We start from the raw sequence: 17,384 nt of genomic DNA, 5'->3' as shown, positions 1-17,384 counted from the left end.
CCCCGTGGCCGCCGGGCCTTGCTGCGACAGCGCTTGACCGCCCTTGCCCCGCTTGCCTATCGTGCCCGCATGGAACCCGCCGATCCCCTTGCCCAGCTGCAGGACTTCGCCGCCCGCGTGGAAGCGTTGCTTGAACGCAACCAGCGGCTGGCCGAGGAGAACCGCAGCCTGCGCCACCAGCAGGAACAACTGGTGGCCGAGCGCTCCACGCTGCTGGCCAAGAACGAACAGGCGCGCTCGCGGGTGGAAGCAATGATCAGCCGGCTCAAATCCCTGGAGCAGCACACATGAGCGCCGAACCGGTCAGTGTCCGCATCCTCGATCGTGAATACACCGTGGGTGTCGGCGGTGATGAACGCGACAGCCTGATGGCGGCCGCACGCCTGCTCGATGCACGCATGCGCGAGATCCGTGGCAGCAACCGCATGGCTGCGGTGGACCGCGTTGCAGTGCTGGCCGCGCTGAACCTGGCCCACGAACTGCAGCTGCTGCGCGACGAGAACGCCCGCCAGGCGGTGGCGCTGCAGCAGACGCTGGCCGACCTGAACCGGCGCCTGGACCGTGCGATTGACGGCGGTGCGTGAGAAACGCGCATAACGCGTCTTCTCATATCTGAATTGGCACGGACTGTTGCCGACGAACGGCCTATCCAGATCCTGTGTGCTGGCTATAATGGCCACGCGTTCTCTGCGGTACTCGACGGCATGTGCAAACATTCGCCTTGTCCCTTAAGAACGACACCGGGAGCGCGACAGCGCCGGGAGTGCAGGTCCGCCTTGTAGCGGGAAGCCCGATGGTTCTCCAGCGTTCCCACTTGAGCCCCCGGGTTCAAGGTCGTTTCGCATGCATCGACATTGCGGAGAATGCAATATTCCAGCAAGGGCGGCGTCTTCGGGCGTCGCCCTTGTTCTTTCCGGCACAATGACGGCTGATCCTTGCCGCACGCTGCCATGACCGACCCGCGCCAGGCCCTGCGCCACGACCTGCGGCAACGCCGCCGCGACCTTTCCGCCGGTGAGCGCATCGCCGCCGCCGAATCCCTCGCCGATGCCCTGCTGGCCCTGCCCTTCGCCCCGCGCAAAGGTGCGGTGGCCGGCTACTGGGCGCTGGATGGCGAAATCGCCCTGCACCGATGGCAGTTGCAGCTACCCGACACACTGACCTACTGCCTGCCGATTCTGGCAGGCGACACGCTGCGCTTCGCGCCGTGGCGGCCCGGACAACCGCTGACCAGCAACCGTTACGGCATCCCCGAGCCGGATGTAGCCGTGGAAGACACCCTGGAACCGGCGCAGATGGCGCTGGTGGTAACCCCGCTGGTGGGATTCGACACACAGTGCCGACGGCTGGGCATGGGGGGCGGCTGGTATGATCGCAGCTTCGCCTTCCGCCACGACCGGCCGGCGCCGCCTTGGCTGGTCGGCGCGGCGTTCGCGGTGCAGCAGGTCGAGTCCTTGCCGGTGGCGTCGTGGGACGTGCCGGTGGATGCGATCTGCACCGAAGACGGCACCCTGTTCCCCTCCGCTGCCCCCGTGAACGCATGACCGCCCGCAAGCGCTACTGGCTGATGAAGTCCGAACCGGACGCCTTCTCCATCGATGACCTGGCCAAGGTCAAGGTCGAACCCTGGAACGGGGTGCGCAACTACCAGGCGCGCAATTTCATGCGCGATGGCATGCAGGTGGGCGACGGCATCCTGTTCTACCACTCCAACACCAAGGTGCCGGGCATCGTCGGCCTGGCCACGGTGGCCAGCACGGCCTACCCGGACGACACCCAGTTCGACCCGAAATCCGACTACCACGACCCCAAGAGCACGCGCGAGAACCCGCGCTGGATGCTGGTGGACGTGGCCTTCGACCGCAAGCTCAAGCAGGTGATCGCGCTGGACGAGATCAAGCTGCACGCCGAAGCGCTGGGCGAAGGCTTCCCGCTGGTTGCCAAGGGCAACCGCCTGTCGGTGTTCCCGGTGACGGCTGCGCAGTGGAAGCTGCTGCTGTCGCTGGAAAAGAAATCCTGATTCCCTGCCTGAGAGTTCTCCCATGTCCGAAGCCAAGCGCCTGGCCGCCGAGAAAGCCATCGAGTACGTTGAAGACGGCATGATCGTCGGTGTCGGCACCGGTTCCACCGTGGCCTATTTCATCGATGCCCTGGCCCGCATCCAGCACCGCATCAAGGGCGCCGTGTCCAGCTCCGAACAGAGCACCGCGCGCCTGAAGCAGCACGGCATCGAGGTGATCGAGCTGAACCACAGCGGCAACCTGTCGCTGTACGTGGACGGCGCCGATGAGTGCGATGCCAACAAGTGCCTGATCAAGGGCGGCGGTGCCGCGCTGACCCGCGAGAAGATCATCGCCGAGGCCAGCGAGCGCTTCATCTGCATCGTCGACCCGAGCAAGCAGGTGCCGGTGCTGGGCAGATTCCCGCTGCCGGTGGAGGTGATTCCGATGGCGCGCAGCCTGATCGCCCGCCAGATCCGCGACATGACCGGCGGCCAGCCGACCTGGCGCGAAGGCGTGGTGACCGACAACGGCAACCAGATCCTGGACATCCACAACCTGCAGATCACCGATCCGGAAAAGCTGGAGCGCGAGCTCAACCAGCTGCCGGGCGTGGTCTGCGTCGGCCTGTTCGCACGCCGTCGCGCCGATGTGGTGATCGTCGGCGGCGAGCCGCCGGTCGTGCTCTGACCTTTGCAAGGATCCTGACGATGTCGCTGTTGCGTTCGCTGCTGATGCTTCCGCTGCTGGCCCTGGCCGGCTGCGCCACCGATGCGGCCCGCCACTGGGTCGAGCTGGATGGTGCGCGCTACCAGGTAGAGCTGGCCACCAACGATGAAACCCGCGCGCGCGGACTGATGTTCCGCGACCAGATGGCCGCTGACCACGGCATGTTGTTCATCCACGACCGCGAGGAAATGCAGGCGTACTGGATGAAGAACACCAAGCTTGCGCTGGACATCCTGTACTTCGACAGCGAGCGCAAGCTGGTCAGCCAGCAGCGCGATGTGCCGCCGTGCTCGGCCGGGGACATGTGCCCGCCCTACCCCAGCGGAGGCCCGGCGCGCTATGTGCTGGAGCTCAATGCCGGCCAGGCGGAGAAACTCAAGCTGAAGGACGGCACTGAGCTGACCTTCGGCCCGGGCATCGAGTAACAGGGTTCTGCCGGGCTGCGCCCGGCATCCGCCGAATCAACATCAAAGGCAAAAGCTGGCTACCGAGAGATGGCGGGGCGGTGTGGGCCTGCAGGACACGCCGTAAACCCATCCCTGGGGGCTCGTAGGCGCCATCCATGGCGCCTGCGGTCCTGCAAGCCCACAGCGCCCCACCTCTGACAGTTGGCCGGCGGCTGTTGGTAGGTGTCGACCTTGGTCGACACGACAGTTCCAAGACGATGTTCTTTTCACGCGGTACCGCTTGAAACCGCCTGCGAATGACGCCAGTCTGTGGTCATGCAGGACCGGATCTCACTCCCCGACTGGGATGCACTGGCCGACCTCGAAGACGAGGCGCTGCCACTGTTGCCGACCGCGCTGCTGATCGCGCGCGACGAATACCCCGATCTGCAGCCGTCCACCTACGACGCGCTGATCCAGAGCCACGTCGATCACCTCCGCTCGGAAGTGGACAGCATCGACAACAGCCCGCTGAAGATGGCGGCGATCAACCGCCACCTGTTCGACGAGCTGGGCTACAGCGGCGACCACGACGAGTACTACGACCCGCGCAACAGCTACCTCAACCAGGTATTCGAGCGCCGCCTGGGCAACCCGATCTCGCTGGCGCTGGTGCAGATGGAAGTCGCGCGCCGGCTGGGAATCCCGCTCGACGGCGTGTCCTTCCCCGGGCACTTCCTGGTGCGCCTGCCGGTGGACGACGGCGTGCTGGTGATGGACCCGTTCAATGGCGGCCGCCCGCTGGACGTGGACGAACTGCGCGAGCGGGCCAAGTCACACCTGGGTGGGCAGATGCCCGACGACCAGGTGCTGGCGCAGATCCTCGACCCGGCCCCTGCGCGCGCGATCCTGATGCGGATGCTGCGCAACCTGCACGGCGTGTATGCCGAAGCGGGCGAATGGGACCGCGCTGCGCGCAGTGCCGACCGCCTGCTGAAACTGGCCCCGGAGCAGGACGACGCCCTGCGCGACCGTGGCCTGGCCTACCTGCAGCTGGAGTATCTGGCCGGTGCCCGGCACGATCTGGGGCAGTACCTGAAGCGTAATCCCGAGGCCAGCGATGCGCAGTGGCTGCGCGAAAAGCTGATCGACCTGGGTGGGCCGGTGCCGCGGCTGCATTGAGGGTGGCCGATGTGCGGACCAACGGTCCGCACCCACCGGTAGCGCCGGGCCATGCCCGGCGGCCATTGCAATCAATCGACCTCGACCATCTCGAAATCGGCCTTGGTCACCCCGCAGTCCGGGCAGGTCCAGGTCTCGGGAATGTCTTCCCAGCGCGTCCCCGGCGCGATGCCCTCTTCCGGCAAGCCTTCCGCTTCGCTGTAAAGAAAGCCGCAGACCACGCACATCCAGGTACGCAAGGTGGTGGGGGTGGCGTCGCTCATCGGATAATCGGGGCTGGATTCACGGGCCGCCATTGTCCCATCGCGGCCCACTCACCGGTAGCCATCGATGACTTCTGCTTCCCCGGCGCCCCGCGGCGTCTACCTGATCACCCCGGACGAGCCCGATACCGCGCGCCTGCTGGCCCGCACCGCGCCGTTGCTGGCCGCTGGAGCCACCTGGCTGCAGTACCGCAACAAGACCGCCAGCGACGCGCTGCGACTGGAGCAGGCCACCGCCCTGCAGGCGCTGTGCGCGGAACACGGCGTGCCGCTGATCGTCAACGACGACCCGGCGCTGGCCAAGGCGGTCGGCGCCGCCGGCGTGCATCTGGGCGGCACCGATGTCGACATCCCCAGCGCGCGCGCCCTGCTCGGCGCGGACGCCATCATCGGCGCGTCCTGCTACGACCAGCTGGCCAACGCCGAGAAGGCCGTGGCCGCCGGCGCCAGCTACGTGGCCTTCGGCGCGTTCTTCCCGACCACCACCAAGGTCACCAACAGCCGCGCCCATACCGACCTGCTGCGGCAAAGCGCCGCACTGGGCGTGCCACGGGTGGCGATCGGCGGCCTGACGCCGGACAATGTCGGTCCCATCATCGACGCCGGCGCCGATCTGGTCGCCGTGGTCAGCAGCGTGTTCGCCGCCGAAGACCCGGTGGCGACCCAGCGCGCCTACCTCGCCCAGTTCGCGTAATGCCCAGGAAATCCGCATGAACCACGACCAGTCCCACGCCTTGTTCTCCCGCGCCCAGCAGCTGCTGCCGGGCGGCGTCAATTCACCGGTGCGCGCGTTCAAGTCGGTCGGCGGCGAACCCTTCTTCGTCGAACGCGCTGATGGCGCCTACCTGTACGACGTCGACGGCAACCGCTATATCGACTACGTGGGATCGTGGGGCCCGATGATCGTCGGCCACAACCACACCGCCGTACGCCAGGCGGTTAAGAAGGCGATCGACAACGGCCTGTCCTTCGGTGCGCCGTGCGCAGCGGAAGTGACCATGGCCGAGACCATCACCCGCCTGGTGCCGTCCTGCGAGATGGTGCGCATGGTCAACTCCGGCACCGAGGCCACGCTGTCGGCCATCCGCCTGGCCCGTGGCGCCACCGGCCGCAACCGCATCGTCAAGTTCGAGGGCTGCTACCACGGCCATGGCGATTCGTTCCTGGTCAAGGCCGGCAGCGGCATGCTGACCCTGGGCGTGCCAACCTCACCGGGCGTGCCAGCCGGCCTGAGCGAACTGACCCTGACCCTGCCCTACAACGACTTCGAAGCGGCCACTGCCCTGTTCGAGCAGCAGGGTGACGACATTGCCGGCCTGATCATCGAACCGGTGGTCGGCAACGCCAACTGTATTCCGCCACGCGAAGGCTACCTGCAGCACCTGCGCGAACTGTGCACGAAGCACGGCACGCTGCTGATCTTCGACGAAGTGATGACCGGCTTCCGCGTCGCCCTCGGCGGTGCACAGGCGCATTACGGCATCACCCCGGATCTGACCACCTTCGGCAAGATCATCGGCGGCGGCATGCCGGTGGGCGCCTACGGCGGCCGTCGCGAACTGATGCAGCAGATCGCCCCGGCCGGCCCGATCTACCAGGCCGGTACGCTGAGCGGCAACCCGGTGGCGATGGCCGCCGGCCTGGCGATGCTGGAGCTGATCCAGCAACCGGGTTTCCACGCCGACCTGGCCGAGCGCACCGCGCGCCTGTGTGCCGGCCTGGAAGCGGCCGCCGCCGAAGCCGGCGTGGCCGTGACCACCACCTGCGTGGGCGCCATGTTCGGCCTGTTCTTCACCAGCGAGAAGGTGGAGACCTATGCGCAGGCCACCGCCTGTGACATCCCGGCGTTCAACCGCTTCTTCCACGCGATGCTGGACCAGGGCGTGTTCCTCGCACCGTCGGCGTACGAAGCCGGCTTCCTGTCCAGCGCGCACGATGATGCGGTGATCGAAGCGACGCTGGCCGCTGCGCGCGTGGCGTTCAAGGCCGCCAAGGGCTGAGCCTCGCTCTGGCAGGTGCCAACCTTGGTTGGCACTGCCGCATCTGGTAGGTGCCAACCTTGGTTGGCACGGAGCAGTCGAGCATGGCTCGACTCTACATAAGGCATCAACCGAAGACGAACTTGCCCTTCATCATCGCGAAGTGGCCGGGGAACGAGCAGAAGAAGGTGTAGTCGCCCCCCTTCTGCAGCCCCTGGGTAGAGAAGCGCACGCGCGTGGTTTCGCCGCCGCCGATCACCTTGGTGTGTGCCAGCACACGCTTGTCGGCCTTCGGCAGGTAGCTGTCGGCCAAGGTCATGCGCATGCCCGCCATTGCTACCGGCTGGTAGTCGGCGCTGCGGGTCAGCACCCAGTTGTGGCCCATCGCGGTAGTGGCCAGCTTGCCGGTGTGGCGCAGGGTCAGGTCGACGGCGGTGCAGTCGGCCGCCACCTTGATCTCGCGGCTGCTGAAGCTCATCTGGTCGGTGCTGTCGATGCTCACCGCGCACACCCGCGCCATCGCCGACGGCGCCAGCATCAGCGCGCCCAGTCCCACTACCACCATCCAAGCCTTCATCGTTGCATCTCCTGCGGATTCAAGCGCCATTCTAGGCAGGCGCCTGCGGCCCCGTCTGCGACCGTCTGTCGCATGACTGGTCCAGGGTTTCCCGCGTGTTCACTGCAATGGCATGCTCGGCCAATGCGGATCGACCTGTTGCTGCTGGATGTGGATGGCGTGCTGGTGCAATACCAGCGCGCGCAGCGCGTGCTGCATCTGGCGCGGGTGCTGGATGTCGCGCCGGAAACCGTGCAGGCCGCGCTGTACGACAGCGGGCTGGAAGCCGCGCATGACAATGGCACGCTGGACGGTCCGGCCTATCTGGCACGGCTGGGCACGCTGCTGGGCAGCACCGTCGATGTGGCGACATGGACTGCCGCGCGCCAGGCCGCCAGCCATCCGCAGCACGCGGTACTGCAGCGGCTGCAGGCCCTGCAGCTGCCGCTGGCCGTACTGACCAACAATGGCGCGCTGATGGTACAGGCGTTGCCCAGCCTGCTGCCGGAACTGTTCCCGGCCCTGCAGGGCCGCGTGTTCTGCAGCGCGGATTTCGGTCTGCGCAAACCGGCGCCTGCGGTATTCCTGCGCACGCTGGAAGCACTGGACGTGGCGCCTGCGCGCACGCTGTTCGTCGATGATCTGTTCGCCAACGTGCGCGGCGCACGTGCCGCCGGCCTGCACGCGGAAACCGTGCGCGATGGCCGTGGGTTGGGCAAGGTGTTGAAGCGTTACCAGATTGCGTGAACCAATGTAGAGCCGAGCATGGGCTCGGCTCTATAGTTATCGCCGCTGGCTTCAGCGCGCGGCGATGAACGCAGCAATCGCTGCGCGCAGGCGCTTGAGGCCTTCGGCCACTTCTTCGTCGGTGATGTTCAGCGACGGCACGAAGCGCAGCACGTCCGGGCCTGCCTGCAGGGTCAGCAGGCCCTGCTCGGCAGCGTGATCGAGGATCGCACCAGCCTGGCCGGCGAAGTCCTTGCTCAGCACCGCGCCCAGCATCAGGCCCCGGCCACGCACGTCGCTGAACACGCCAAACTCGTCGTTGATGCGGGCGAAGCCATCGCGCAGCGCCTTCGACTGGCGGCTGACGTTGGCGGCGATCTCCGCCGAGGCCAGCTTGCGCAGTGCCACACGCGCGACGGCGGCAGCCAGCGGATTGCCACCGAAGGTGGTGCCGTGCGCGCCAAACTGCATGGTTTCAGCGACCTTGGGGCCGGCCAGCATCGCGCCGATCGGGAAGCCACCGCCCAGCGCCTTGGCCAGGGTGACCATGTCCGGCACCACGTCGTCCTGCCAGTGCGCGAACAGTGTGCCGGTGCGGCCCATGCCGGCCTGGATCTCGTCCAGCACCAGCAGTGCGTTGTGCTGGTCGCACAGTTCGCGCACGCGCTTGAGGAAACCGGACTTGGCCGGCATCACGCCGCCCTCGCCCTGGATCGGTTCCAGCATCACCGCCGCCACGTCGCCGGCGGCCATCGCGGTTTCCAGCTGCACCTCATCGTTGAAATCGATGTAGCGGAAGCCACCGGGCAGCGGCTCGTAACCTTCCTGGTACTTCGGCTGCGCAGTCGCGGTGACCGCGCCCATGGTGCGGCCGTGGAAGCTGCCACGGAAGGTGATGATCACCCGCTTGTCGGCCGGGCGGCCCTGGCTGGAGGCCCATTTGCGGACCATCTTGATCGCCACTTCGTTGGCTTCGGCGCCGGAGTTGCACAGGAACACGCGCTCGGCGAAGCGGCTGGCCTTCACCAGTTCCTCGGCCAGGTGCAGCGGCGGTGCGCTGTAGAACACGTTGCTGGTGTGCCACAGCTTGCCGGCCTGCTCGACCAGTGCGGCGACCAGGTCCGGATCGTTGTGGCCCAGGCCGCACACGGCGATGCCGGCGGCCAGGTCGATGAACTCACGGCCCTGGCTGTCCCACACGCGGGCGCCCTGGCCTCGCTCCAGTACCACCTGGCGGGGCTTGTAGACCGGCAGGTAATAGTGCGAAAGGGAGATCAGCGGATCGGTAGCGGCGGTCATGGCAGTCGGCAGGGTTCAGGAATCCCCATTCTCGCGCCGGAAACCCTGCGGCACAATGCGCCCATGCGACCGTTTTCCGCCCCCCAGCTGAACCCTGCCACCGAGACCGGCTGGCGCCGTCGGTGGTTCGACATCATCTACCGCCACGACACCCGTCCCTCGCGTAATTTCGACCTGATCCTGGTGGTGGCGATCATCGCCAGCATCCTGGTGGTGATGATCGACAGCGTGCAGCACCTGCATGCCGAGTGGTCCACGTGGCTGTACGTGCTTGAGTGGGGCTTCACGATCATCTTCACTGCCGAGTACCTGCTGCGGCTGGCAGTGGTCAAACGGCCGCTGCGCTACGCGACGAGTATCTGGGGCATCATCGACCTGCTGTCGATCCTGCCCGCCTATCTGTCGATGTTCATTCCCGGTGCGCAGAGCCTGCTGGTGGTGCGCGCGCTGCGCATCCTGCGCGTGTTCCGCATCCTCAAGCTGACCCGCTACATCGAGGAAAGCGGCGTCCTGATGACGTCGCTGTGGCGCAGCCGGCGCAAGGTGCTGGTGTTCCTGTTCACGGTGATCACCATCACCATCATCGCAGGTGCGCTGATGTACGTGATCGAGGGGCCGCAGTATGGCTTCACCAGCATCCCCACCAGCATGTACTGGGCGGTGGTGACGATGGCCACGGTCGGCTTCGGCGACATCGTTCCGCAGACCGTGCTCGGCCGCTTCGTCACGTCAGTGCTGATCCTGATCGGTTACAGCATCATCGCCGTGCCCACCGGCATCTACACCGCCGAACTGGCCAGCACCATGCGCGAGGCCGAGCTGGCCGCGCGCCGTGATGCGCGTGGCTGCCCGGACTGCGGACTGGAAGGGCACGAACCGGATGCGCGCCATTGCCGCAAGTGTGGTGGCCAGCTGCCGGATGCGTTCAACCATTGAGGTATTCGCCGGGCATGGCCCGGCGCTACCTGATTACCCGGTAGATCCACGCACTGCGTGGATGCACCGGGCTCAATCCAGGAACAGATCCGGCAACAACGGACGCGACGGATCCACCGCGTAACCCGAAAGATCGGTGATACCGGCCTGCGCCAGCACTTCATCATCGATCAGGAACTGGCCGTGGAAGCCCGTCGCTTCGCGCACCAGCACCGCATGCGCGGCATCGGCCATGATCTGCGGCGTGCGGCAGCCGGCCGCATCCACGCCCGGAATCATATTGATAGCATCGGTGGCGATGACCGTGCGCGGCCACAGCGCATTCACCGCCACGCCCTGCTGACCGAATTCCGCGGCCAGCCCCAGAGTGACGAAGCTCATGCCCATCTTCGCCAACGTGTAGCCGGTATGTGGTGCCCACCACTTTGGGTCCAGGCTCGGCGGCGGTGCGAGGGTGAGGATGTGCGGGTTCGGCGCCTCCAGCAGGTAAGGCAGGCAGGCCTGCGCGCACAGGAAGCTGCCGCGCGAGTTGACCTGCTGCATCAGGTCGAAACGCTTCATTGGCGTATCCAGCGTGCCACGCAGCCAGATCGCACTGGCGTTGTTGATCAGGATGTCGATGCCACCGAAGGTATCGACCGTGGCCGCCACCGCCGCCTGCACCTGCTCTTCCTCGCGGATGTCGCACTTCAGGGCCAGACCCTGGCCACCAGCCGCCGTTACCGCTTCGGCCGCGCTATGGATGGTGCCCGGCAGCTTCGGATTCGGCACCGATGACTTGGCCGCGATGGCGACGTTGGCGCCGTCGCGCGCGGCGCGCAGTGCGATGGCCAGGCCGATGCCACGCGAGGCACCGGTGATGAAAAGCGTTTTGCCCTGCAGACTGCCCACGTTCCACACTCCAGCGTATGCAATGAGTCGCTAGTATGCCGCGCCGACGCGGAGTTCACCCGGCCTTGACGATACTCGGGCCTCCAGACAACGCACGAGGTCCACGCCATGCGCCGTTCCCGCCTGTTGCTGCCTGCCCTGGGGCTTGCCCTGCTGACTGCCTGCCAGGGCCGTTCGCCGGAACCCGGCAAGGAGCCGCCCGCCGGTGACGCGCCCAGTGCGGAGAAGGCCGCCGCCGACGGCAAGATGCGCTGGAGCGAGGCGGTGGTCTGGGATGGCGATCTCAACGCCTGCCGCCAGGGCGAGAATGCGGCCACCCGGGATTGCCTGCGCGATGCGATGCGCGCCGGTGGCGCCAGCGCCGATGCCATTACCGCCGCCGAGCAGTTGTCCACCGGCGGCGAGCTGGCCTATGTGACCGCCTGGCACGAGAACGAAGGACTGGGCATTGCCACGGTCGAGTATCCGTTCCGCGCCAACACCAATGAAGGCACGCGACTGGTCGATGCCGGTGGCAAGCGCATCGACGTGGATGCCGTGCAATTGGACGACACGCTGCGCGCCGATCCTGCCGTACAGGAACTGCTGAAGACCAACCCGCAGGCCACGCCGTTCGCGCCAGCACAGTCGGCCGGTGCTTCGCCGCTGGAGAACGGCGGCATCCGCCTGCTGTACCGCACGCCGCTGCGCGACTGCCACGCCTGCCCGGATGTGGGGCAGTTGCAGATCGCCTACGACTTCGACGCCAAGCGTAACTTCATCGGCCAGCAGGTGGTGCCGGCAACGCCGTAAGCAGGTAGCACCGGGCCATGCCCGGCGGACACAACGCTCAATGCCGCCGGGCATGGCCCTGCGCTACCGATAGGCGCGTACCTGCTTCTGCAGCAGGTGCGGCACGATCAATCGATGTACCGGCGCCACCGGCAGCATGTAGACCCGGCCGAACGCGTTATGGGTATGCACCACGGTGGCCACTTCCAGCACGTCACCCTGCCACTGCAGAGCCAGCTGCACGCGCAGATGGCGGTCGTCGTCTTCCAGCACGATGGCATCGTCATCCATCGACTGCAGGGTGAAGATGCCCAGCCGCTGGCCCGGTTGAGGATCCGCAACAACCTGCACTGCCCGCAACGAACCCAGATGCTTCATGCCGAGCAGACGCATGCCGTGGTTGCGCAGCGCCATCAGCCCGTCGAACCAGCCGGGAATGGTCGTGGCCATATCGCGGTAGGCCTGCAGGGCCGAGCGTCCATCGCGACGGGTCGTCGCCTGGCAGGCGTGCACGAAGTCGGCACCGGCCAGCTGTGAGCGCAGGACGCTGCCCGCACTCGGGGGGCGGGTCAACAGCTGCGCACGGCTCACGGCTTCGGCCCCTGCCCTTCGTTGTCTTCCCAATGCAGGATGCGGCGGGTAACGAAGCGGTAGACCGGCTTGCCGGTGGCGAACCACAGCTCGCGCACCCACGAGGTGCGCTTGAGCACGCGCTTCTCCACCGGGGTGAGCGACTCGCGGCAGTACATGCGCTTGTGCTTGAGCAGGTGGCGCAGATCCTCGCGGGCCAGCAGCCGCATCCAGCGCGAGCGCGGGTTGCCGATCACCGCCAGCTGGAAGTCGATCAACGCCGGCCGACCATCCTCGGTGACCAGCCAGTTGGCTTCCTTGGCCAGGTCGTTGTGGGCAACGCCGTTGCGATGCAGCTGCTGCAGCAGCCGACGCGCCGAGCGGAACCAGGCCAGATCGCCGCGCGGCGGACGCTGGTACATGGCATCGCCGGCCATGAAACTGCGGTCCAGGTGGCGGCCATTCCAGGCCAGCAGCTGCGGCACATCGGCCATGCCGTGGATGTGCTGCAGCGCGCGTGCCTCGCGGCGGGCCAGCCACCAGGCCGGCAGCCGCAGCCACAGCGGTGTGGCGCCCAGATCACGGCGCACGAAGGGGCCATCGGGCCCTTTCACAAGAAGGATCTGGCCGAAACTGTCGGCCTTCAAAGCATGCGGTGGAGCGTCTGGCGTATGCGGCATGGGCCCATTCTAGGCGATGGCGCCGGTTGCAAACGGTCACGAAGCGGCTGGGAACCAGTCACCTTCACGCCCCTATAATCGGGCAATGGACTCTTCATGGATCGACGCCACGCTCGCGTGGATTGCCGCTCACCCCGTGCTGGCGGGTGCCGTTATCTTCCTCATCGCCTTCTGCGATGCGGTCATCATTCTTGGCGCCATCGTGCCGGCGCTGCCGTTGCTGTTCGCGGTGGGCGTGTTCATCGGCCTGGGCCAGATCTCCGGGCCGTACGCGGTTGCGGCTGCAGCCCTGGGCGCCTTTGCCGGCGACGGCATCAGCTACTGGATCGGGCGCCGCTGGGGTGACCGCCTGCGCGGCGTCTGGCCGTTCAGCCGCTACCCGCAGCTACTCGACCGCGGCGAGAACCTGTTCCGCCGCAATGCGTTCAAGAGCATCCTGATCGCACGCTACGTCGGCGCGATCCGCCCGTTCGTGCCAGCCATTGCCGGCATGATGAAGATGCCAGCCAGCCGTTACGTGCAGGCCAGCGGCATCGCCAGCATTTCGTGGGCGGTGCTGTTCCTGGCGCCGGGCTGGATTCTTGGCGAAGCCTATGACGCAGTCGCGGCGGTGGCCGGGCGTCTGGTAGTGGTGGTCGGCCTGCTGGCGGTGATCCTCAGCCTGGTCTGGGCCATTGTGCTGTACGGCTACCGCTGGTCGGCCGCGCGCATGGACAACTGGCTGGCGCGCCTGCTGGACTGGTCCAACCGCCACCCGACCCTGGGCCGCTACACCGTCGGCGTGCTGGATCCCAAGCGCCGTGAATCGGTGCCGCTGGCGATGCTGGCGTTGATGCTGCTGGTGCTGGGCTGGGGCTGGTTCGCGCTGCTCACCGTGGTGGTCGCGCACGGTGAACCGCTGGCGATCGACCTGCTGGTGCACCAGGCCATGCTGGCGCTGCGCAACCCGCTGGCCGACTACCCGATGGCAGCACTGGCTTCGCTGGGCGCCTGGCAGGTACTGCTGCCGGCCACGGCGGCGGCGATGGGCTACCTGATCTGGCGCCGGCGCTGGATGGCAGCCGCGCACTGGCTGGCCGCACTCGCCTTCGGCCTGGCGCTGACCATGCTGCTGGGCGCCACCGTGGATGTGGTGCGCCCGGTCGATGCCAGCAGCGGTTTCGGCTTCCCGTCGGTGTCGGTGACCATGGCCACCATCACCTTCGGTTTCTTCGCGGTGCTGATCGCCCGCGAGATGCCCGGCCGAACCCGCGTCTGGCCGTACCTGGTGTCCGGCATCGTGGTCAGCCTGATCGGCTTCTCGCGCCTGTACCTGGGCGCGCATTGGCTGAGCGATGTGATCGGCGGCATGCTGTTCGGCACGTTCTGGCTGCTGGTGCTGGGCATCGCCTACCGCCGCCGCTTCAACCGCTCGTTCTGGGTAAAGCCGGTGGCCTGGTTGTTCTATGGCGTGTTCGCGGTAGCGGCGATGTGGTACGCGCCGCGCCACATTCCGGTGAAGCTGGAACGCTTCGAGCCGACCCTGCCGGCCCCGCAGGCGATGGATGCGCAGGCCTGGTGGCAGCACGACTGGTCCACGCTGCCGGCGCGCCGCAACGAATTCGACGACGACCAGCGCTGGCCGCTTGACGTGCAGGTGGCCGGGCCGCTGGCACCGCTGCAGGCACAGCTGGAAGCGCGCGGCTGGAAGCGGCAGGAACAGGCCGGCTGGCAGCAGGCGCTGCTGATGCTGGACAAGAACATCGGTGCAGATGAACTGCCGGTGTTGCCGGCAACGCTGGACACCCGCGTGGAAGCACTGCTGATGGTGCGCCAGGGTGCGAAGCCGGATGAGCGCTATGTGCTGCGCCTGTGGCCTGCACCGGCACAGCTGCAGCCGGGCAACACGCCGTTGTGGCTGGGCAGCGCGCAGACCCTGCGCTACGAGCGCCACTTCGAGTGGATCGGCATGTGGCACCCGCTGCGCGGCGTCGACCCGGCGTTGAACGCGGTGAAGGACGCCGTGCAGGACCTGCCGCAGCGCGAAGACGTGCACAGCGAAACCGGGCTGCCGGTGCTGCGGTTGAAGACCACGCCGTGATGGAGCCGCCGGGCATGGCCCGGCGCTACCGCCGCGCCCTGGCAGATGCCAACCTTGGTTGGCGTTTTCCGGTTACGGCATCCAGCCCAGCAACTGCTGCAACCGCTGGTGCGGGTCATCCATCTGCAGCAGCTGCAGGCGCTGCTGCTCGCTCAGCGGAAGCAGTTCGGCCAGCCGCCAGCCGACCCAGCTGGCCTGGTCCAGCAGTGCCGGGCTGGCGGGCGCATAGATCTCGCCCGCCTGTTCGATGATGTGCCCCAGCACCGTGGCCAGCAGCGCATGCTGCGGCTTCAGTTCGTCGTCGGGATCTTCCTCGCACCAATGCACATCGGCCACCACCAGGCCGTTGTCGCGCACGCGGGTGCGCTCGACATGGAAGCGGCGGGTGCCGCGCAGGCGCAGCTGCAACACGCCGTCGGCGCCGACATCGAAGTCTTCGATGCGTACCTGCACGCCATACGCCGCAGGCGTCGCCGGTGCCCCCACTTCCTGGCCATCGAGGATCAGGCAGACACCAAAGCCCTCGCCGCTTCGGCCGCTGTCGCGGACCAGATCCAGGTAGCGGCGCTCGAACACACGCAGGCCCACCGCTGCACCCGGCACCAGCGTGGTGTGCAGCGGAAACAGCGGCAGCGAATCGTCGGCGCTCATCGGGCCTGCAGGGCGGCGAGGAAGCGCCGCGGCGCGCCGTCGAAGCCACCGTTGGACATGAACACCACGTGGTCACCGCTGCGCACGCTGGACTGCAGCTGCGCCAGCAGTGCGTCGGTATCCGGCACCGCATGCGCTTCACCACGCACGGCGGCGATCACTGCCGCCGCGTCCCACGCGAGCTCAGGACGATGCAGGAACACCACTTCATCGGCAAGCGCCAGCGACGGGGCCAGCGCATGCGCATGCGCGCCCAGCCGCATCGAGTTGCTGCGTGGCTCCATCGCGACCACGATGCGCGCATCGCCGACCTTGGCACGCAGGCCTTCCAGCGTGGTGGCGATCGCAGTCGGGTGATGGGCGAAATCATCGTAGACGGTGATGCCATCGTGGCTGCCGATCACTTCCATGCGGCGCTTGACGCTGCGGAAGTGCGCCAGCGCCGGAATCACCTCGGCCGGGGCCACGCCCACCGCATGCGCGGCAGCCAGTGCGGCCAGGCCGTTGAGCACGTTGTGGCGGCCCAGCAATGACCACTGCACATCACCCAGTGCCTGCCCGCGATGGTGCACGCGGAACGCGCTGCCATCGGCGGCCAGCAGTTCGGCGTGCCATTCCAGCGAGGGATCGAAACCAAAACGCTCCACCGGGGTCCAGCAGCCCATGGCCAGTACTTCAGCCAGGTGCTGGTCCTCGCCGTTGACGATCAAGCGGCCGCGAGCCGGCACCGTGCGCACCAGGTGGTGGAACTGGCGCTGGATCGCCGCCACGTCCGGAAAGATGTCGGCGTGGTCGTATTCGAGGTTGTTGAGAATGGCCACCAGCGGCCGGTAGTGCACGAACTTGCTGCGCTTGTCGAAGAAGGCGGTGTCGTATTCATCGGCCTCGACCACGAACTCGCGGCCCTTGCCCAGCCGGGCCGAAACGCCGAAGTCCTCGGCCACGCCGCCGATCAGGAAACCCGGCGAGCGGCCGGCGCTTTCCAGCAGCCAGGTGAGGATGGTGGTGGTGGTGGTCTTGCCGTGGGTGCCGGCGACGGCCAGGGTATCGCGCCCCGGCAGGACCTGCTCGGACAGCCACTGCGCCCCGGAAATGTAGCGCTGGCCGGCATCAAGCACGGCCTCCACGGCCGCGTTGCCGCGCGACAGCGCGTTGCCGATCACCACCTGGCCGGTGCCGGCCGGCACGCTGTCGGCGCGGTAGCCCTGGTCCAGGGTGATGCCCAGCTGCTCGAGCTGGGTCGACATCGGCGGGTAGATGGCCTGGTCACTGCCGCTGACCGTATGGCCCAGTTCCCGCGCCAGGGCGGCCACGCCGCCCATGAAGGTGCCGGCGATTGCAAGGATATGTACGCTGCTCATGACCGAGGATTGTGACTGATGACGGCTGTATAGGGCCAATGTCCGACCGGGGGTAAGACAAGTCCTACACAGGATGTGAGAAAACTCCAATCTTCTGTCAGGGAAATCCCGATAGCGATGTTCTGTGAACCCGGACACAATTCGAACTGCCAGCCGCAGTACCCGAACCGGTCCTACTCCCCAAGAGGCCATCCCCAAGGGAGCTCATGCTGCGGGGCCCTGAGCAAGCCCTCTGCTGGCGCCTATGAAACGACACAGGCCTGATCCTCGCGGACCAGGCCTGTGTTTTATTGCGCCCGGGGCCGGCAAGGTGCCGGCCCGGCC

21 protein-coding genes and 1 other RNA gene are annotated in these 17,384 nt (G+C 67.1%); 14 read left to right on the top strand and 8 right to left on the bottom strand.

What is annotated here, in order from left to right; translation table 11 throughout:
• Nucleotides 1-69 precede the first annotated feature (69 nt).
• From AC07M7_RS02925 to AC07M7_RS02890, 8 genes are all read left to right on the top strand, one after another.
• Nucleotides 70-291, top strand: coding sequence for a TIGR02449 family protein (locus tag AC07M7_RS02925; RefSeq protein WP_005410898.1), 222 nt, complete (start codon nt 70-72; stop codon nt 289-291).
• Entirely contained in the window at nt 288-584 is a 297-nt protein-coding gene (locus tag AC07M7_RS02920) for a cell division protein ZapA (RefSeq protein ID WP_006467013.1), read from the top strand. The genes AC07M7_RS02925 and AC07M7_RS02920 overlap by 4 nt, the downstream gene beginning before the upstream one ends.
• Before the next feature lie 97 nt (nt 585-681).
• Nucleotides 682-867: non-coding RNA, 6S RNA (gene ssrS / locus AC07M7_RS02915), on the top strand.
• Between the two features lie 83 nt (nt 868-950).
• On the top strand, nt 951-1,544 hold the full coding sequence (locus AC07M7_RS02910; RefSeq protein ID WP_495206687.1) for a 5-formyltetrahydrofolate cyclo-ligase: 594 nt from the start codon (nt 951-953) through the stop codon (nt 1,542-1,544).
• Nucleotides 1,541-2,020: an EVE domain-containing protein gene (locus AC07M7_RS02905; RefSeq protein ID WP_012512007.1), complete on the top strand. Its 480-nt coding sequence runs from the start codon at nt 1,541-1,543 to the stop codon at nt 2,018-2,020. The genes AC07M7_RS02910 and AC07M7_RS02905 overlap by 4 nt, the downstream gene beginning before the upstream one ends.
• Nucleotides 2,021-2,042: 22 nt before the next feature.
• Nucleotides 2,043-2,690: a ribose-5-phosphate isomerase RpiA gene (rpiA, locus tag AC07M7_RS02900; RefSeq protein WP_046988281.1), complete on the top strand. Its 648-nt coding sequence runs from the start codon at nt 2,043-2,045 to the stop codon at nt 2,688-2,690.
• Nucleotides 2,691-2,710: 20 nt separating this feature from the next.
• Nucleotides 2,711-3,154, top strand: a complete 444-nt coding sequence (locus AC07M7_RS02895; protein ID WP_046988280.1) for a DUF192 domain-containing protein — start codon at nt 2,711-2,713, stop codon at nt 3,152-3,154.
• 297 nt (nt 3,155-3,451) lie between these two features.
• Nucleotides 3,452-4,297, top strand: a complete 846-nt coding sequence (locus AC07M7_RS02890) for a SirB1 family protein (protein WP_010484022.1) — start codon at nt 3,452-3,454, stop codon at nt 4,295-4,297.
• A 71-nt stretch (nt 4,298-4,368) separates the two neighbouring features.
• Here AC07M7_RS02890 and AC07M7_RS02885 read toward each other — a convergent pair whose 3' ends face one another.
• A complete protein-coding gene (locus AC07M7_RS02885; RefSeq protein ID WP_014038358.1) occupies nt 4,369-4,593 on the bottom strand; it encodes a rubredoxin in 225 nt (74 codons plus the stop codon).
• A 34-nt stretch (nt 4,594-4,627) separates the two neighbouring features.
• Between AC07M7_RS02885 and thiE the strand changes: the two genes are divergently transcribed.
• Together thiE and hemL are read left to right on the top strand one after the other, a co-directional pair.
• Nucleotides 4,628-5,254 (top strand): thiamine phosphate synthase, encoded by a 627-nt coding sequence (thiE, locus tag AC07M7_RS02880; protein ID WP_495206686.1) that lies wholly within the window; start codon nt 4,628-4,630, stop codon nt 5,252-5,254.
• A gap of 16 nt (nt 5,255-5,270) precedes the next feature.
• Entirely contained in the window at nt 5,271-6,560 is a 1,290-nt protein-coding gene (hemL, locus tag AC07M7_RS02875) for a glutamate-1-semialdehyde 2,1-aminomutase (protein WP_495206685.1), read from the top strand.
• A 106-nt stretch (nt 6,561-6,666) separates the two neighbouring features.
• Here the strand turns inward: hemL and azu are convergent, their stop codons facing one another.
• A complete protein-coding gene (azu, locus tag AC07M7_RS02870) occupies nt 6,667-7,116 on the bottom strand; it encodes an azurin (RefSeq protein WP_495206684.1) in 450 nt (149 codons plus the stop codon).
• A gap of 123 nt (nt 7,117-7,239) precedes the next feature.
• Between azu and AC07M7_RS02865 the strand changes: the two genes are divergently transcribed.
• Entirely contained in the window at nt 7,240-7,842 is a 603-nt protein-coding gene (locus tag AC07M7_RS02865) for an HAD-IA family hydrolase (protein ID WP_495206683.1), read from the top strand.
• Nucleotides 7,843-7,893: 51 nt separating this feature from the next.
• On the opposite strand, the gene AC07M7_RS02860 is transcribed toward AC07M7_RS02865, so the two are convergent.
• A complete protein-coding gene (locus AC07M7_RS02860; protein WP_006467246.1) occupies nt 7,894-9,120 on the bottom strand; it encodes an acetylornithine transaminase in 1,227 nt (408 codons plus the stop codon).
• Between the two features lie 63 nt (nt 9,121-9,183).
• Between AC07M7_RS02860 and AC07M7_RS02855 the strand changes: the two genes are divergently transcribed.
• Nucleotides 9,184-10,056, top strand: coding sequence for an ion transporter (locus AC07M7_RS02855; RefSeq protein ID WP_046983021.1), 873 nt, complete (start codon nt 9,184-9,186; stop codon nt 10,054-10,056).
• A gap of 72 nt (nt 10,057-10,128) precedes the next feature.
• Here AC07M7_RS02855 and AC07M7_RS02850 read toward each other — a convergent pair whose 3' ends face one another.
• Nucleotides 10,129-10,947: an SDR family oxidoreductase gene (locus AC07M7_RS02850; protein ID WP_253078738.1), complete on the bottom strand. Its 819-nt coding sequence runs from the start codon at nt 10,945-10,947 to the stop codon at nt 10,129-10,131.
• Between the two features lie 108 nt (nt 10,948-11,055).
• Between AC07M7_RS02850 and AC07M7_RS02845 the strand changes: the two genes are divergently transcribed.
• Nucleotides 11,056-11,739, top strand: coding sequence for a hypothetical protein (locus tag AC07M7_RS02845; RefSeq protein WP_100469489.1), 684 nt, complete (start codon nt 11,056-11,058; stop codon nt 11,737-11,739).
• A 63-nt stretch (nt 11,740-11,802) separates the two neighbouring features.
• Here AC07M7_RS02845 and AC07M7_RS02840 read toward each other — a convergent pair whose 3' ends face one another.
• Together AC07M7_RS02840 and AC07M7_RS02835 are read right to left on the bottom strand one after the other, a co-directional pair.
• Nucleotides 11,803-12,309 carry a DUF2867 domain-containing protein gene (locus AC07M7_RS02840; protein WP_430767102.1) on the bottom strand — a complete coding sequence of 169 codons (507 nt, stop codon included), beginning with the start codon at nt 12,307-12,309 and terminating at the stop codon, nt 11,803-11,805.
• Nucleotides 12,306-12,968 (bottom strand): serine/threonine-protein kinase, encoded by a 663-nt coding sequence (locus AC07M7_RS02835; protein ID WP_006389922.1) that lies wholly within the window; start codon nt 12,966-12,968, stop codon nt 12,306-12,308. Before AC07M7_RS02835 ends, AC07M7_RS02840 begins: the two co-directional genes overlap by 4 nt.
• Nucleotides 12,969-13,053: 85 nt before the next feature.
• On the opposite strand from AC07M7_RS02835, the gene AC07M7_RS02830 reads away from it, so the two are divergent.
• Complete coding sequence (locus AC07M7_RS02830) at nt 13,054-15,048, top strand: bifunctional DedA family/phosphatase PAP2 family protein (protein WP_046983027.1); 1,995 nt, start codon at nt 13,054-13,056, stop codon at nt 15,046-15,048.
• 72 nt (nt 15,049-15,120) lie between these two features.
• On the opposite strand, the gene AC07M7_RS02825 is transcribed toward AC07M7_RS02830, so the two are convergent.
• Both AC07M7_RS02825 and mpl read right to left on the bottom strand, forming a co-directional pair.
• Nucleotides 15,121-15,699: an LON peptidase substrate-binding domain-containing protein gene (locus AC07M7_RS02825; RefSeq protein ID WP_495206682.1), complete on the bottom strand. Its 579-nt coding sequence runs from the start codon at nt 15,697-15,699 to the stop codon at nt 15,121-15,123.
• Entirely contained in the window at nt 15,696-17,060 is a 1,365-nt protein-coding gene (gene mpl / locus AC07M7_RS02820; RefSeq protein ID WP_482998408.1) for a UDP-N-acetylmuramate:L-alanyl-gamma-D-glutamyl-meso-diaminopimelate ligase, read from the bottom strand. The genes AC07M7_RS02825 and mpl overlap by 4 nt, the downstream gene beginning before the upstream one ends.
• Nucleotides 17,061-17,384 lie beyond the last annotated feature (324 nt).

Source organism: Stenotrophomonas sp. GW821-FHT09E08 (assembly GCF_059416125.1).
This window is presented reverse-complemented; position numbering and strand designations above follow the sequence as displayed.

Bases quoted from the DNA above. Each gene is read 5' to 3' on its own strand.
- AC07M7_RS02905 (WP_012512007.1), top strand. From the start codon at position 1,541: ATGACCGCCCGCAAGCGCTACTGGCTGATGAAGTCCGAACCGGACGCC.
- thiE (WP_495206686.1), top strand. From the start codon at position 4,628: ATGACTTCTGCTTCCCCGGCGCCCCGCGGCGTCTACCTGATCACCCCG.
- AC07M7_RS02830 (WP_046983027.1), top strand. From the start codon at position 13,054: ATGGACTCTTCATGGATCGACGCCACGCTCGCGTGGATTGCCGCTCAC.
- AC07M7_RS02895 (WP_046988280.1), top strand. From the start codon at position 2,711: ATGTCGCTGTTGCGTTCGCTGCTGATGCTTCCGCTGCTGGCCCTGGCC.
- AC07M7_RS02920 (WP_006467013.1), top strand. From the start codon at position 288: ATGAGCGCCGAACCGGTCAGTGTCCGCATCCTCGATCGTGAATACACC.
- AC07M7_RS02855 (WP_046983021.1), top strand. From the start codon at position 9,184: ATGCGACCGTTTTCCGCCCCCCAGCTGAACCCTGCCACCGAGACCGGC.
- AC07M7_RS02910 (WP_495206687.1), top strand. From the start codon at position 951: ATGACCGACCCGCGCCAGGCCCTGCGCCACGACCTGCGGCAACGCCGC.
- AC07M7_RS02835 (WP_006389922.1), bottom strand. From the start codon at position 12,968: ATGCCGCATACGCCAGACGCTCCACCGCATGCTTTGAAGGCCGACAGT.
- AC07M7_RS02825 (WP_495206682.1), bottom strand. From the start codon at position 15,699: ATGAGCGCCGACGATTCGCTGCCGCTGTTTCCGCTGCACACCACGCTG.
- mpl (WP_482998408.1), bottom strand. From the start codon at position 17,060: ATGAGCAGCGTACATATCCTTGCAATCGCCGGCACCTTCATGGGCGGC.
- azu (WP_495206684.1), bottom strand. From the start codon at position 7,116: ATGAAGGCTTGGATGGTGGTAGTGGGACTGGGCGCGCTGATGCTGGCG.
- AC07M7_RS02865 (WP_495206683.1), top strand. From the start codon at position 7,240: ATGCGGATCGACCTGTTGCTGCTGGATGTGGATGGCGTGCTGGTGCAA.
- AC07M7_RS02890 (WP_010484022.1), top strand. From the start codon at position 3,452: ATGCAGGACCGGATCTCACTCCCCGACTGGGATGCACTGGCCGACCTC.
- AC07M7_RS02860 (WP_006467246.1), bottom strand. From the start codon at position 9,120: ATGACCGCCGCTACCGATCCGCTGATCTCCCTTTCGCACTATTACCTG.
- hemL (WP_495206685.1), top strand. From the start codon at position 5,271: ATGAACCACGACCAGTCCCACGCCTTGTTCTCCCGCGCCCAGCAGCTG.
- rpiA (WP_046988281.1), top strand. From the start codon at position 2,043: ATGTCCGAAGCCAAGCGCCTGGCCGCCGAGAAAGCCATCGAGTACGTT.
- AC07M7_RS02925 (WP_005410898.1), top strand. From the start codon at position 70: ATGGAACCCGCCGATCCCCTTGCCCAGCTGCAGGACTTCGCCGCCCGC.
- AC07M7_RS02885 (WP_014038358.1), bottom strand. From the start codon at position 4,593: ATGGCGGCCCGTGAATCCAGCCCCGATTATCCGATGAGCGACGCCACC.
- AC07M7_RS02845 (WP_100469489.1), top strand. From the start codon at position 11,056: ATGCGCCGTTCCCGCCTGTTGCTGCCTGCCCTGGGGCTTGCCCTGCTG.